This is a genomic window from Streptomyces sp. AM25, assembly GCF_058146165.1.
Genome location: NZ_JBKIWN010000034.1, coordinates 53,446 through 67,640 on the forward strand (window position 1 = coordinate 53,446; position 14,195 = coordinate 67,640).

The window sequence follows — 14,195 nt, forward strand, 5'->3', positions numbered from 1 at the left end:
CTCCAGAGAGCAGCGGGGCCGGTGAGGAGAACGGGCGTGGAGAGCGTGGACCGAACAGACGTGCAGCTGTGCGGCATGGTGCTGGCCGCGTTCGGCCTGCCCGCCCCGGAGTTGGTGCGGCCGATCCCTGAGGGGCTGATGAACCGCAACTGGGACGTCCGCACCGTCGGCGGGACTCGGTACGCGGTGAAGGAGGTCCTGGACGTCGGCCCGGACGCCGCCCGTAGGCAGCACGCCGCGACGCGGGCTCTGGCCGACGCCGGCCTGCCTGTCCCGGCCTCCTTGTCCACGCCCGGCGGCGACACCCTCGCAACCGTCGACGGTCGTCCGTACGCGCTCACGCCCTGGGCGCCGGGGGAGATGGTGCCCGCGCGTTCCTGGAACCTGGTCCAGGCGGCCGCGGTGGGGGTCTTGCTGGCCGAGCTGCACGCCGAGCTGGCCACCGCCATGCCGCCCGCCCCGCACACCGTGCCAGTGACCGTCACCGCCCCGGAGAAGGCAGCCGCCCGGATCGCCGACTACCGCCGCAAGGCCGCCGCCAGCGACGAGCCGTTCGACCGTGTCGTGGAGCGGGCGCTCGCAGAGCGTGAGGGGCTGCTGGCCGAGTGGGCCGGGCAGCAGCCGGACGGCGGCGAGCGCGGTCCGGCCGGATGGTGCCATGGCGACTTCCACGATCTGAACCTCCTCTGGCAGGGGTCCGAAGACCTCCTCCGACAGGGGCACGAGGTGAGCGCGGTGCTGGACTGGGACCGGCTGGGCGTGCGCCCCTACGCCGACGAGGTCGTGCGCACCGCGACGCTGCCGCTGATGTTCGGAAGCGGGGACGAGTACGGGCTCGACCTCCCGCTGGTGACCGCGTTCGTCGCCGGCTACCGCAAGGCGAGCGGGATGCCCGCGGCGCCGTTGGCGGAGGCGGCCGAGCGGCTGCGGTGGGAGCGCATCTGCGACGTGTGGCAGCTCAAGGTCCACTACGACAAGGGCGACCCTTCGTGTGACCACCTGTTCACGGCCGCGTCGGCGCTGATCGGCTGGTGGTGCCGCAACCGCGAGCAGGTCGCGGACGCCCTCACGCGGGGCTGAGCGGCTCCTCGCCGACGGCGGCGGCCGCCCGGGCGGCGATCTCCCAGCCTCTGGGCCCGGCGGCGGCCGCGCCGCGGGCCAGACCTCGGCGCCAGAGCCGCCGCCGTTCCTGAAGCGGCGGCCGCGCGGCCACTGCGCGGGAGTGCACGATGCCCTGCACCACGAACTCGGCGTGCGTGCGCTGGGCCCACGCCGCGGCGCCGCGGGGGCTGCGGGCGGCGAAGAAGGCGAACAGCGCGCCGGTCTCCTCCTCGAAGAAGGCTTCCGGGCTGGTGCGGCAGCCGGTCGCGGTCCGCGGGACGGCGGAGATGTCGACGAGTTCCCCCAGGGGTCGGCCGCAGCCGGGCACCGGTTGGTCGCGCTCCCCGGCCGGGTAGCGGCCAGCGGCGCCGAACTTCAGGTGCGGTGAGCCCAGGCGGACGTCGGGGGTGAAGTGCAGGGAGTGCCCGGCGTCGGTGAGGTCGGCCGAGAGTGTCATCTGGTCCGCGTAGGAGGTGGCCCAGGCGCTCTGGTCCGCCCACCCGCCGACCGCGAGGAGCGCGTCGCGGTCGAGCAGGAGCATGCCGCCGACCAGTTGCACCTGCAGCGGGGCGAGCAGCCCGCCGGCGCCGGGCAGACGCCGGGGCGGCAGGTGGCTGTCGGGCCAGCAGTGGAACCGGGTCGAGAACTGGGCCCGCTCGATGTCCAGCCGCCCGACGGTATACGCCTGGGCGGTCTCGGCGGGGGAGAGGGCGCGGTAGTAGACCGGCAGCATCAGCGCCGCCGCCCCCTGGTCCCGGCGCCGTACGGCGGCCAGGGTGGCGCTTGCGCCGGCGGCCCACAGCGGCGGCATCACGCAGTCGTCGTCCGCGTACAGCAGCCATCGGTGCCGGGCCGCGCGTGCCCCGGCCGTCCGGGCGGCCGCCGACCCGGCGTGCCCGCCCAGCCGCACCACCCGCACCGGCACCCCGCCGACCCGGTGCTCGTACGCGGCGAGGACGGCGACGGTGTGATCGGCGGACCCGTCGTCCACCACAACGATCTCCGCCAGCGCGCTCCCCGCCTGGGCCCGCAGCGAATCCAGCGCCCACACCAGCGGGTTGTCGCCACCCTGGGGGCCTTCGGGGACGAAGGGGCACCGGTTGTAGGTGGCCAGCACCGCCGACACCGGACCCAGCGCGGGCGGCGCCGTACCCAGCACCTCGGTCAGCAGCGGCTCCTCCGCGCGCAGGGCAGCCACCACCTCGCGCAGCACGGGCCCCTCGGCCGCGCTCACCGCTCGGTCTTCCCGTGCCGGGCCTGACGTCCACTCAGGCGGCAGTACGCGGCGCGGGCGAGGCAGTGCCAGGGCCCGGCGGAGAACAGCAGCGCCGCCGGAAGCGTCCCGGCCGTCGCCCGCCGCCACACCCCGCTGGCCGCTTCTCCATCGGCCTGCGCGCGGGCGGCCAGCAGACGGGCGGGGAGCACCACGTAGGCGCCCACGGCGGCCGCGGAGATCAGCGCGGCCAGAGCACAGGAGCGGGCCGAGCCGCCGGCCCGGCGGTGCAGCAGCGGCAGCGCGAGCGTGACGGCCACGGCCGGGGACTGCCCCAGCCACAGCACACCGCGCCCCACACCGGATGCGGCCAGCCGCCACCGCACGGCCCGCGTGCCCAGGCCCCGATCGGCGGCGAGGCGGCCCATGGCCGGGTACTGGACGTAGGACCAGAACCATTGCGACTGCTGGGAGATGAGGGCGCGGGGGCTGGTGGGGGAGTCCCCGGTCTCCAGCACCGGCAGCGGATCGATCGGCACACCCGCCGCGCAGGCGAAGAAACCGGCCGCGAGGTCCTCGTTCATCGTCTCGACCGGCAGCCCGCCCCACGCCGCCCACTGGTCGCCGCGGACGAACAAGCCGTGCCCGACACAGTGCGCCAGGTGCGGCCGGGCCCCGGCGCGGGCGGCGGCGGCCTGGCGGCGCAGGCGGGGAATCTCCCGCGCGAGCGTCCATCGCGACTGCAGCAACGCCGCTCCGGCGGCCACCGTCCCGCCGGGGCCCGGCGGCATGCCCGCCAGGGTGCCGGTGAAGAGGGCGGACTGCTGCACGATGCGCGCCGCCGGGTCAGCGGCGCGGGCCGCGACCGCGGCGAGCGTGTCGGGGTGGGGGCGGGAGTCGGCGTTGTACAGCCCGATCCACCACCGCCCCCGCTCACCCGGAGCCACGTCCGTCAGGAGCTGCCGGGCCGCGTAGTTGACCTGGTGGGCCATGGCCCCCTCGGTGTGCGGGTAGCGCAGGTGTCGCACGTCCGCGCCGCGCGCCCGCGCCTGCCCGCACAGCTCCTCGGCCAGCTCCGCTGTCGTCGGCAAAGCGGAGAACTCCCGGCCTACTTGGTCCCGGCACGCCTCGTACGGCTGCCCGGAGAGCTCTTCGGCCAGCGCCGTCAGCTGCTCGCGCGGCAGTACGCCGGCGAACCGCGCGGCCACCTGAGCCGGGGCCGTCCCGTCAGCTAGCGCCTGCGCCAGCGCCTCCACGCGCTGCCCGGCTTCGGCCCGTTCGGCGTCCTCCCGGGCGGTGGTCACGACCAGCAGCACCGCCTCGGGCCAGGCGGCGAGCATCTTCTCGAAGTACGCCACCGACTCCTCGATGACCGCCTGCTCGCGCAGCAGAGGCAGCACCAGCGCGAACCGCACCGCGGCCACGCCGCCGACGGTGGTCTGCGAGCGGGGCGCGGTCGCGGAGAGCCAGGCCAGCGACTGCGCCATCTGCACGGCGCCGCCCACACCCCGGACCGCCACCGCCGCGGCACCGGCCCAGCCCACGGCCGCGGCCGCGCGGGCTCCCCGGGCGCTCACCACGCCACCGCCGACGCTGAGATCCGCTCCACCGCGAACGCCTCCCGGCAGCCGCCGATCGTCGCGGCTCCCCGCCACCGGGCCATCGCCAGCGCGCCGGCGGCGGTGTGATCGGCCTGTCCCGCGCCCTTGTCCTGCGACCCGTAGCAGGCCAGCGCCTGCTCCTTGCGCTCTGCGACGGCGTCGATGTCCACCATCAGCGACGGGCGGGCGAGCGGCTGCCACACCTCGTAGCCCAGCACCACCGGCACCCAGTACGGCTCGCCGAGCGCCGGGTAGTTGCGGCTGCCGGACATCTCCAGCCCCCGCCACACCAGCCGCCGGGCCTGACGGTGATCGAAGGATCCGTCGCCGTGGTGCGGCAGGTAGACCACCGTCGGCCGCAGCTCCCGCAGCAGCTTCAGCACTGTGTGGAACTGGTCGGCCTGGACGGGGTTGAACCCGCCGTCCGGCAGCCGCAGGAAGAGCACGTTCTCCTGCGGCACGCCCAGGACGTCGGCGGCCCGCCGTGCCTCCTCCTCCCGGACCGCGGCCGCGTCTTGACCATGCTGGCCGGGAACACCGTGCTCGCCGGAGCTGAGGAACACCACCCGCGTGAGGCGGCCGGCATCGGTGTGTCCGGCGATGCTGCCGCCGCAGCCGAGTACCTCGTCGTCGGGGTGGGGAGCGAAGACCAGAATGGACATGGACCCTCCGAACTCTCGGCGCCCACCGCCCCGGAGGCGGAAGGCGGGCCAGGCGAACGGGCCGGTGGCGAAGCCCGGGGGAGAGGACACACCCGATCGCCGTGGCGAAGCGACATCCCGGCGTGGAGCGGATACGGGCGAAGCCCGGGCGCCACCGCATGGGGCGCGCTGTGGCGAACTGTGGCGAAGCGCCCGCAGGACTCGGGCTGCCCCTGGCCCCGGCGGTACGCTGACGGATGCGCCATCGTCCTGCGACAGCCATGCACCCTTGACCGAAGGGGCCCCTGGTGACCGGACCGGACAGCCGCAACGTCTCCCTGGAGTACTGGGCGCGCGTCTCCGGCGCCGCCTACGAGACGGTGGCTGTCGAGGTCATCAAAGTGGCCCGCGCTCACGGCAATCACCACGTGCGGCCGGACCGCTCCCGCGTCCGCAGGTGGATCACCAAGGGCGAGCACCCCCGGGACCCCGTCCCCCAATTCCTGGCCGAAGCCCTCACCCGTCTATGCCACCTGGCGCGGCCCCTGACCCTGGCCGACATCGGGCTGCATGGCGCACCGGCCGCCGGTCCCACTGCCACTTGGAAGGCCGACGCCGTCGTCGCGGCCATCATCGACACCGCCCGGAGTGACGCTTTGACCGACGACAGTGCCCCGCCCACCGTCCCCCTGCTGACCGGCTCCCAGCTGATCGGCGCTGTCCAGCCCTGGCTCCACCTCCCCGACGAGCCCTTGCCCGACCCCATCCGCCCCGGCCGCATCGGCATGAACGACGTCAAAGCCATCGAGGCCGCCACCGACGCCTTCCGCGTCCTCGACAGCACGCACGGCGGCGGCCTCTCCCGCCGCGCCGTCGTCGGCCAACTCCACGACGTCACCCTCCTGGCCACCAACGGCCGCACCTCCGACGACGTCGGCCGCTCTCTCTTCGTCGCCATCGCCGACCTCGCCTCCGTCGCCGGCTGGATGACCCACGACGTCGGCCGCCACGCCGAAGCCCAGAACTACTTCCTCCTCGGCCTCCAAGCGGCCAAACAAGCCGGACCCACCGGCGCCGGAATCGCCGGACACCTCCTCAACTGCCTCAGCCGCCAGGCCAACCACCTCGGCCGCGCCGAGGACGCCCTCGAACTCGTCCAGGCCGCCCAGTACGGCACCCGCAAACTCCCACCCGGACGCCTCCGCGCCTTCCTGTCCACCCTGGAAGCCCGCTGCCACGCCGTCCTCGGCCACCTCCCCGAATCCGCCCGGGCCATCGGCACCGCCGACGACGCCCTGGCCGCCGACCGCGGCGAGCCGGTACCCAGCTGGGCCGCCTGGTTCGACGACGCCGAGTACCAAGTCACCGCCGGCGTGTGCGAATCCATCGCCGCCACCCACGACCCCCGCCGCGCACCCCGCGCCATCGAACTCATCCAGGCAGGCACCACGCAACGCCCCGACGAACGGATCCGCAGCCGGGCCTTCGACCACATCGCGCTCGCCCGGGCCCAGGTCCAGGCCGGACAGCTCGAAGCGGCCGACCACACCACGGCCACCGCCCTCCACCTACTGGGCCGAGTGAACTCCACCCGCGTCACCGACCGCCTACGCGAACTCGACACCGAACTCGCCACCACGGGAGCCAGGACCGCCACCGAGACCCGCGAACGCATTCGCGCTGCCACCAGCCCATGACTGCGTCCGGCTGAGGCCGACGGCCACCGAATTCGGTGGCTGATCGGTCCGTTCTGTGACCGGGGTATCGGCGGGGCGGATTCGGGCTGGAGGCCGGCCTCACAGCAGTGCCAGCGGGCGCCGTCGGCTGGGGCCCTTCGTGTTGCTGTGCGGGTAAAGGCGGCCTCGCAGTTGGGCGGGCATCGGTATGTAGTCGCCCGCCGCGAGGGGCAGAGCCACGCTGGCCTTTTCGTTGGGATGGGTCTCGTCTGGTGTGCGGTGGCTGTCGTGCCGCGCGGCCATCCTCTTGTCGAAGTCGAGTCTGGCTTGTGCGCGTTCGCGTTCAGCGCGCTTCGCCGCGAGCGGTTCTGATCGGATTGCAGTTTCCGCGTGGTAGGCCGCGATGACCTGGGCGTCGTCGAAGGACAGAAGAGGGAAGTACTCGCTGGTCTTTGTGAACGAGGGGCTCACATCTCGGGCTTGCCCGAGGCTTCTCTTCTCTGTGGCCCGGAACCCCAGATGGAGGGGCGACACCCAGGCTCTGACCAGGCGGTCACCGATATTCCGGGCCTCATCACGCAGGCCCGTTATCCGTCGTCGTGGTCCGGTCGTACAGCCGATCTTGAGACGCCGGCGTGCGCCTTCGATTTCCACGACGTACACGTAGCCCTGCTTGGACTTGCCCGGGTAGTCACGGAAGTTGTCGAGGTACGTGTCGATGGTTTCCCAGGCGGGATCTGTCTCGGCTATGTGGTGGGGAAACACGTGTACCTCTGTGTGCGGAGCGAATGACTTGCAGAGGGTACGGACCCCCACTGACAGACCTCCGTCCGTGCCGCGCCCCTGGATATTCAGCGCGGCTGCGGCGCCCGTGATGCCGCGCCGTCATGTCTGTCCGTGGGCGGCGCAGTGGTTCGTGCGTTCATCGGGGAGGTTCTGGTGAGGATCGGTCTTTGAGGACGCGTTGCCATCGTCGCGGGCGGGGGACTGCTTGCCATTGGTCCTGTTCCCGGTCCCATACGAGCATCCGGCCGGCTACGTCAGGCGCTGTCAGGTCTATTTCTGCCAGGGCGAGTAGTGCGTCGTCGGGAAGCTCGGGTTCGAGGTGGGCCAGCGCTGCGCGGTTCCGCCGCCGGGCTGCCCGCATGTGCCGCAGTCGCTCCTCGACCGCCTTGGCTACGGTGGTGCCCCACTGGCTGATCACGCTCTTTCCGAAGCCGCCCGCAGCAGCGAGGGCTGCTCCTTCCACTAGCGCGACCAGGTCGGAGGGAGGGAGCCTGGCGGCGTCGGATCTCGATGGCCCGGACGCTTGGCGGAGGCGCTCCCATCGCTTGAGTTCTTCGTCCGTGGCTGGTTTCCGGGTCAGTACCTGTACCAGCACCCTTAGCGCGTGCGGGCCGGGGGCGCTCTCCCCGGTGAACCATCCGAGTACTTGGGCGGGACCCGTTTGTACGCCCTCGTGCCGCAGCTTCGTCACCAGATGGCGAATCGGGGGGCGTCCGCACTGTTGGTGGAGGTCGGTCAGTGACTTGGCCAGGGGGGTCCGGGGGGTTGAGTCGCTCACGGTGTCACGCTAGGGCTGGGTGTGCTGTCCTGGAGGCCGTATGACGGGCTTTTACCCGCTTCGCGCGCCGTGCTGAGAGTGGGCCGCCTGGTTCGGGCGAGCCCGATCTCCCGGGTCGGGCACTGCTGGGTCGGCGTCGCGTGATCGGTAGCTGCTGCCCGCGCTGGACTGCAGGCCAATGTGGTTCAGGTGGGAGGCCTTTGAGCGTGGAAACGGGGGCTTGCTCTGGATGCGAGCCGTTCCGCGGCGTTCCGGGAGTGCTTTGCGATCCGGCGGGCTGCCTCCATGTCCCGTACGGGCAAGATCACGCCGCCTGCATCGATCTTCCTGATGAGTTCTTCGACGGCTTCCTGCGTGCGATCGGTGCCGATGCTCCAGACATCTTGTCCGTCGGGGAGTCGGCGCCGGTCGACGTAGACCAGTTCGTCCGCGGGGGTGTGCAGTAGGGCTGGCCGGCGGGCGGCCCATCGGGGGCCGCCGAGGCGCTGTTCCTCGGCCCGGTCCCATGCCTGGCCCCACTCGGCGAGCGTCCGGCCGCGTGCGCCGCAGACTTCGGCGAAGGCCATGACGAACTCGCGGGTGGGACGCCGTGAGGTCGTGCGGTTGATGAAGCGGGCGACGGTGCTGTGGGGGAGCCAGCGGTTGTCCCGTTCCAGCTCCTGGTAGGGCCGGGAGCCGTCCTTGCGGTACAGCTCCATGAGCGCGGCGTGCAGTTCGGCGAAGTTCCGGACGTAGCTGACGTACGGCACCGGATCGGCGCCGGCCTTGGACTGGCTGGCCTCGTAGCGAGCGCGCTTCCACAGGCGTTCGGCCTGGTCGGTGCTGGCCTCGCAGGCTGCGGCGTACGCGATGACGACGCGCCGCGTGGGTATCTGGGTCCCAGAGGCGGCTCGTGCCAGAGTGTCGGCGCTGCAGGTGAGCCGGGATTGGCCGTCCTGCGGCAGGTTCTGCGTCTTCGCCGCGAGCTGGTCGTAGGTGAGCCCCGCCTCGGTGCGCCGGCGGCGAAGCCAGCGCACCAAGACGTTCAGCTCCCCGGAGCAGGGAGCGACGGGTTTCTCGGATCGCCCCACGGTCAGCCGAGCAGGGCCCGGGCGTGGGCTGCCGGTATCCGGCGGAGCCGCACGACCAGGCGCACGGCCGTGTCCAGGGACTTGACCAGCAGGACGATGGCCGAGAGGTCGGGCATGCCGGCGGTGGCGAGCACGACGGCCAGCACGAGGACGATCACGATGACGGTCGCCTCGGGGGCGGTCAGCGGCACGTGGTCGCCGGTGATGCATGCGGCGGCTTGTTCGGGGAAACGGGACATGGATCCTCCGTACGGTGTGGCTCCAACTCGACTGGCCCGGGAGGCGGTTGCCGTCGCCCCGGTGGGCCTGCACCGATGTTGGCAGGTGGTGGGGACATCCTCCGAATCGCGCAGGCTTTCAGTCGCTGTTTTCCCGCACCCGTATCCCGTGAGGAACAAATGAACCAGAGATTTTGAGGTCACGGTCCGCCGCAGGCCAGGCCCTCTTTTCCCGGTGGGAAACCGCAAATCTGTCCCTCTCCCGGTTGAGACCGGGGGGCGGGATGGAGATCCTGGCTGTGGCTGTCCTGCCCGCCCCGCGGCCTCAGGGCAGCTCACGATCCCGTCGGTCTGTGGCTCCAACCTCGACACCGGGAGATATCTGCGGGCGGACCGCGTTGCCGCGAGGGTCCCCCGCCATCAGCGCGGTACGGCGTGTCAGCCGCACCGCGCTGATCCATGCCCAGGTCACGCTCCCGCGCAGGGGCGTCGCCCGTGGCATGACGCATGGCCGCCTGCGGTCTGCCGCAGTCGTGACCTGCGCGCTGCTCCCGGGCACGCTGACCGGCGCAATCGACGGCCCGGGCAAGGCCGATCCCCCCGGCCGCTGCAGCGGTTGGCGCGGGCGGCTGTCGGTGGGGGCCGCTACCGTCGGTCAATTGCGGGGGCTGGCTTCCTGTGCCCTTGGGCAGGGTCCGTTCGTTACGTCGTCACACCGCAGGGTGGGGGTACGAGTGAGCAGTACGGAACGCGAGTTGGACAACCAGCACGGTGCTCTGCGCCGGGCGCTCCAGGAGCGGCATGACCGGCTGACGGGGCTGCCTGCCGGGGATGACCGGTTCGAGGCGGAGTACGAGCAGCTGGTGGCGGAGGCCACCCACCTGCTGGAGTTCGAGAAGCAGATGCCGACCCGGCTGGCCGAGCCGCAGCGACAGCGCAGCGAGCGGTTCGTGCTGTGGTCCTGGCGAGGGCAGCTGGCCGTCGCGGTGCTCCTGATCGTCCTGGTCTTCGTCCTCGGCCACACCGCGTGGTGGCTGGTGCTGCTCATCCCGCACCTGCTGGCCACCCTCATCGGCTCGTTCCAGAAGGTCACCGCTGGAGAACACCGCCGCCAGCGCCTGGTCACCGCCGGCATGCACGTGGTGTGCGTGATGACGGCGCTGGTCAGCTTGAGCATCATTTCAGCCTGGTTCATCGTGCTCGTCCTCCTCGGGTGGCTGGCGACGGGCGTTGCGGCAGACGCCGGACCGGCCACCGCCGGAAAGGAGGGCAAGGCATGAGCGACGACTACAGCCGCCGGATCCGCGACCTGGACTTCGAGGTCGACTCCCTCAAGGACGACGTCAGCTCACTGCACAGGAAACTGGGGGACGTCGACGAGCTCGACTACGAACTGCAGCGCCTGCGCGAGAGCATCAGCACGGTCGAAGACACGGCCGAGGAGGTCGGCAGCGACCTGCGCGACCACATCAAAGACACCGACCAGGCCGTCAAACGGCTGACCGGCCGTATCCAGGCCCTCGAAGCCCACCTGCGCGCAGCCGCGGGCATCCCCGAGGCGGACCTGGACACCACCACCCCGGAGCAGCGCAAGCTCGCCCAGGCGGCAGAACGCGGCCGGCAAGCCCGCGCCGCTCTGCTCGACGACTGGCACCGCCAGACCCACCGCAATACGGTCCAGCACTACAACGGCACCCTGGGCAAGCTGAAAGAGCACCAGAACAAGGTCATCGCCGCAGCCGGGATCCTCGCCGGCACTCCTCGCACGGCCCGCGGGCACCAGCAGGCCGCGACCGACTTCGCCGCGGCCCTCGGCCTCGAGCGCAGCTGCCGCGCCCAGCTGCCCCGGCTGGCCGCCGAAGCCGGAAAGGCGCAGGAGGCCCTGGCACAGGACGCGGCCACGCGCGAGGGCAAGCAGGGCATCCTCAACGCGGGCGAGAAGGCGGAGAAGAAGCTCGACTGGATCCTGCGCAGCCGTCTGGCCGACGCCGTCCGGGACCGGGCCCTGCTGCCCGTCTGGTTCGTGACGGTGCTCGGCCCGGTGCCCCCTGCGGAACAGACCCAGGAGTGGATGGACCTCGCCACCCGCGTCCTGGCCTACCGCCTCACCTACGAGGTCACCGATGCCGTGGTCGCCCTCGGACCGCCGCCGGCGCCTCACCTTGCACGCCGGATCGCCTGGTACCGGGAGTTGAACCAGGCCCTCGGCCGCTGGTAGCCGGTTACGCCGCCAGCCGCTCTCCGGGGATCCGTCCGCGAGGTACGGGACCGGTGGCTCCCCGCCTTCGCCTCGACGCTGCGCACCCGGGCCCGTACACCAGGTGCGTGCCGACAGGGCCCGTGAGCGTCGGGCACGTCCCGCGCACGCCTGCCGGTCCTGGCCCAGTGTCGGTGCAGGAGCGGCAGGCATGCATACTCCTCTGACTCACCGGAACCAGATGATGCGGGTCCGGCTCGATCAGGACACCGACTTCCGGGAGAAGCGATGCTCAAGGCGCTGCGCGAGCAGTACATAGCCGGCAAGGAACAGGAGCGCGCCATCCGCGCCGAGCAGTGGGCCCAGGAGAAGCGGTGGCGCGAAGAAGACCGCGCTGCGCGCCTGAAGGCCCAGCAGGAGAACTCCGTCGCCGTGGAAGAGCACAACGCGGTGTTGAAGACGGCGGCCGGGGTGTCGTACCTGACGCTGGTCTGTCACGAGGACACCTGGACCTTCATCGCCCGCGTGGCGTTCAGCGTCTGGGAGCCCGAATGGAAGACCAGCGAACTGAGCCAAGGCGTGCGCGGTCCGTACAACTACGGGATCTACAACCGGATCAGGCCGAATCCGAACTTGCCGGCCGGGCGTATCAAGAAGACGGAGGCCGGGATGCAGGAGGTCACCCTCTCCGGGCACAACCTCGTGCGCATCCTGGACACCCTGCAGGACGGCACCTCCGCAGACGGTCTCGCACGCTCGGCGCGCTGCAGGGCTCTCTACGGCAAGTTCGTCCAGTTCGTCGCCCTCGTCGATCCCTCCCTGCCCTCCGGCCAGAGCACCGGCGCCCGGTACCGGATCGACGACAGCATCAGCCCGGACCCCCGTTGAGACTGCCGCACCGCGCCGCAGGAACGGGGCTGATCCAGGCCGGACGGGCTCGGGGCAGCCGGTTGGGCTGTTCGGCGCATCCTGCGGGTCTGCCCGTGGGACCGGCCGTCACCGGTCCTATCCGCCTGCGTTGAGGCATGCATGGCCCAGTACACCGTCGAGATTCCCGGCGTCGACGAGCTCTTCCCGGTGCCGAGCGCGCGCGATCTCATCCCGCCGCACCAGCGGATCCACGAGGCTCTCGAAGCGCTCGGCGTCGGCCCCTGGGACGATCCCCTGTGCATCCGGGTCGCCGTTGAACTCGACTGGCGCCAGGCCACCTTCCTGGCCGCGCTGCTTGAGCGCGCTCACCGTGCCGACACCAGCGCCGGGCCCAACGGAATTCCTGCCTAATTCGTTTGCAACAGCCCCGGGGACGGCAGGGTGCAGTCTGAGGAGAGGACAGCGCGCAGCACCTTCGTGCGTCCCGATCCAGTCGTGATACTTGTCGAGGGCGCTCTTGCCGTTGTCCCACGTGCCCTCGATGGTCGGGCCGCCGGGGCCGTGAATCGCACGACGACGTAGTACCGGTCGGCGGCGGGGAGCGGCTGGTCGCCGGGGGCCGCGGCGGAGTCGTTCTTCCCCATGCCGCGCACCCTACTGCCGTATTCCGGTTGGCCACTTACGCGACTGACGGCCTAGTTACGCGCTGACCTGCTGTGAGCGGCACGGCATGATCAGGGGATGGACGAGATCCCGGTGGAGCCGAGCCCCGTGCGGTCAGAGGCAGCGGCCAGGCAGGCGTCGCCCGCGGAGCGAGTGATGCTGCAATTCGCCGCACCCCGGAGCTGCACCGTGGATGACCACATGTTCCGGGTCTCCACGATGTGTGGGGTGGCGTCGTTCCGGCTGCAGTTGTTCACCGCGCCCGGGCAGCGGCCGGTCGCCGTGGCGACGCAGACCGCGTATGAGGGGACGAGCCTGACCAACGCCGCCGAGGCGTTCGCCGCGGCGGTCTGGGAGCGCCATTGCTCTGCCGAGGAGTTGCCGCCGGTGTGGGTGCAGCGTCAACTCACGGACGTTGACCTCGGATTCAAGGGCGAGGATGAATTCGAGCTCGTCACCTTCGACGAGACCGAGCCCTACCGGCTGCGTGGTCCAGGGTGGCAGGCGATCACGGCCGCGCAGCTTGAGGAGTTGGTCGGTGGGCCTGTGGCGAGGGACCGGGGCTCTGGCTATGTGCCGCCCGAGCCGGTGCCGGAACCGCAGGAGCGGTTCGAGGTGATGGCTGTGTGTCGGCTGTCGACCCCGAACCCGTTTCGTGCCCCCAAGTGCATGCCGACGGGCACCCCGTGGTGGCGGCGGTGGTTCCGCCAGGCCGTGCCCACACGGAGCACGCGCAGTTGCTGCTGGTACCACCGCGGTGACTGGCACGAGGTGAGCCGCCTGGCGATCGCGGCCCTCGCCCAAGCGGAAAGCGCCGGCGTCGCAGCCGAAGACATGGCCGCCTTCGCCGACGCGTGCGCCGTGGCGGCCGGCGCGGACCGGTGGCAGCGGCAAGCGCTGGACTCCCTGTTCAGCACGGTGAGCGCGATTCAGCCCTCCGACGGCGGCGGCTACATCAATGGAAACCACCGAGCCCAGGCTCTCTTGGACGCTGGGGTACGCCGCATCGTCGTCCTGCGCACCGTGTGGCCGGTGTCGCCCTGAAGCCACATCGTCCGGTACGTCAGCGGTGCCCATGCTCGTCATCGTGAGGTGGTGAGGAGGGTACGGGTGTAGTGGCCGACGGCGGCGATCAGTTGTGCTGCCCGGTGTGTGCCCCCGTCGAAGAAGGGCAGGACGGCCAGGGCCGGCAGGAGAGCGAGGGCGATCAGCCAGAGGGCCGGGACCACGAGCGCGACGAGCAGGACGCGGTGCAGGCGTGCGAGTGAGGCGGCGGGGAGGTGGGTGAGCACGGGGGCCTCCAGGGTTGTGCGCCGCTGGCGGAGCGCGGGGCTTGTGCCATCACACTCTGGAGTGGGAGACGGTTGTTCGCCGTTGTTCG

General features: G+C 71.6%; 14 protein-coding genes. 7 read left to right on the forward strand and 7 right to left on the reverse strand.

The annotated features are described in order from the left end of the window. Positions 1-36: 36 nt before the first annotated feature. Positions 37-1,080: a phosphotransferase gene (locus ACLHRZ_RS31815; protein ID WP_490422058.1), complete on the forward strand. Its 1,044-nt coding sequence runs from the start codon at positions 37-39 to the stop codon at positions 1,078-1,080. Here ACLHRZ_RS31815 and ACLHRZ_RS31820 read toward each other — a convergent pair. From ACLHRZ_RS31820 to ACLHRZ_RS31830, 3 genes are read right to left on the reverse strand one after another with little or no spacing between them, the layout of a single operon-like run. Beyond that, the gene (locus tag ACLHRZ_RS31820; protein WP_490422059.1) at positions 1,067-2,335 is read right to left on the reverse strand and encodes a glycosyltransferase family A protein; all 1,269 of its coding nucleotides are present in this window, start codon (positions 2,333-2,335) and stop codon (positions 1,067-1,069) included. The two genes, ACLHRZ_RS31815 and ACLHRZ_RS31820, sit on opposite strands and share 14 nt — an antisense overlap. Beyond that, positions 2,332-3,891, reverse strand: a complete 1,560-nt coding sequence (locus tag ACLHRZ_RS31825; protein WP_490422060.1) for a hypothetical protein — start codon at positions 3,889-3,891, stop codon at positions 2,332-2,334. The genes ACLHRZ_RS31820 and ACLHRZ_RS31825 overlap by 4 nt, the downstream gene beginning before the upstream one ends. Continuing rightward, positions 3,888-4,577, reverse strand: coding sequence for a PIG-L deacetylase family protein (locus tag ACLHRZ_RS31830; RefSeq protein ID WP_490422061.1), 690 nt, complete (start codon positions 4,575-4,577; stop codon positions 3,888-3,890). The genes ACLHRZ_RS31825 and ACLHRZ_RS31830 overlap by 4 nt, the downstream gene beginning before the upstream one ends. 287 nt (positions 4,578-4,864) lie before the next feature. On the opposite strand from ACLHRZ_RS31830, the gene ACLHRZ_RS31835 reads away from it, so the two are divergent. Further along, a complete protein-coding gene (locus ACLHRZ_RS31835) occupies positions 4,865-6,253 on the forward strand; it encodes an NsdA family TPR-like regulatory protein (protein ID WP_490422062.1) in 1,389 nt (462 codons plus the stop codon). Between the two features lie 99 nt (positions 6,254-6,352). Here ACLHRZ_RS31835 and ACLHRZ_RS31840 read toward each other — a convergent pair whose 3' ends face one another. From ACLHRZ_RS31840 to ACLHRZ_RS31850, 3 genes are all read right to left on the reverse strand, one after another. Beyond that, positions 6,353-6,997: a GIY-YIG nuclease family protein gene (locus ACLHRZ_RS31840; RefSeq protein WP_490422063.1), complete on the reverse strand. Its 645-nt coding sequence runs from the start codon at positions 6,995-6,997 to the stop codon at positions 6,353-6,355. Positions 6,998-7,981: 984 nt separating this feature from the next. Then, entirely contained in the window at positions 7,982-8,812 is an 831-nt protein-coding gene (locus ACLHRZ_RS31845; RefSeq protein ID WP_490422105.1) for a helix-turn-helix domain-containing protein, read from the reverse strand. A gap of 56 nt (positions 8,813-8,868) precedes the next feature. Then, the gene (locus ACLHRZ_RS31850; protein ID WP_490422064.1) at positions 8,869-9,105 is read right to left on the reverse strand and encodes a hypothetical protein; all 237 of its coding nucleotides are present in this window, start codon (positions 9,103-9,105) and stop codon (positions 8,869-8,871) included. Positions 9,106-9,818: 713 nt separating this feature from the next. Between ACLHRZ_RS31850 and ACLHRZ_RS31855 the strand changes: the two genes are divergently transcribed. The 5 genes from ACLHRZ_RS31855 to ACLHRZ_RS31875 all read left to right on the forward strand — a co-directional run bounded on the left by ACLHRZ_RS31855 (position 9,819) and on the right by ACLHRZ_RS31875 (position 13,858). After that, complete coding sequence (locus ACLHRZ_RS31855; RefSeq protein ID WP_490422065.1) at positions 9,819-10,364, forward strand: hypothetical protein; 546 nt, start codon at positions 9,819-9,821, stop codon at positions 10,362-10,364. Further along, the gene (locus ACLHRZ_RS31860; RefSeq protein WP_490422066.1) at positions 10,361-11,302 is read left to right on the forward strand and encodes a hypothetical protein; all 942 of its coding nucleotides are present in this window, start codon (positions 10,361-10,363) and stop codon (positions 11,300-11,302) included. Before ACLHRZ_RS31855 ends, ACLHRZ_RS31860 begins: the two co-directional genes overlap by 4 nt. A 267-nt stretch (positions 11,303-11,569) precedes the next feature. After that, on the forward strand, positions 11,570-12,169 hold the full coding sequence (locus ACLHRZ_RS31865; RefSeq protein WP_490422067.1) for a hypothetical protein: 600 nt from the start codon (positions 11,570-11,572) through the stop codon (positions 12,167-12,169). 141 nt (positions 12,170-12,310) lie between these two features. Then, the gene (locus ACLHRZ_RS31870; protein ID WP_490422068.1) at positions 12,311-12,562 is read left to right on the forward strand and encodes a hypothetical protein; all 252 of its coding nucleotides are present in this window, start codon (positions 12,311-12,313) and stop codon (positions 12,560-12,562) included. 330 nt (positions 12,563-12,892) lie between these two features. After that, positions 12,893-13,858, forward strand: coding sequence for a hypothetical protein (locus tag ACLHRZ_RS31875; RefSeq protein ID WP_490422069.1), 966 nt, complete (start codon positions 12,893-12,895; stop codon positions 13,856-13,858). A gap of 38 nt (positions 13,859-13,896) precedes the next feature. Here the strand turns inward: ACLHRZ_RS31875 and ACLHRZ_RS31880 are convergent, their stop codons facing one another. Continuing rightward, the gene (locus ACLHRZ_RS31880) at positions 13,897-14,106 is read right to left on the reverse strand and encodes a dTMP kinase (protein WP_490422070.1); all 210 of its coding nucleotides are present in this window, start codon (positions 14,104-14,106) and stop codon (positions 13,897-13,899) included. Positions 14,107-14,195 lie beyond the last annotated feature (89 nt).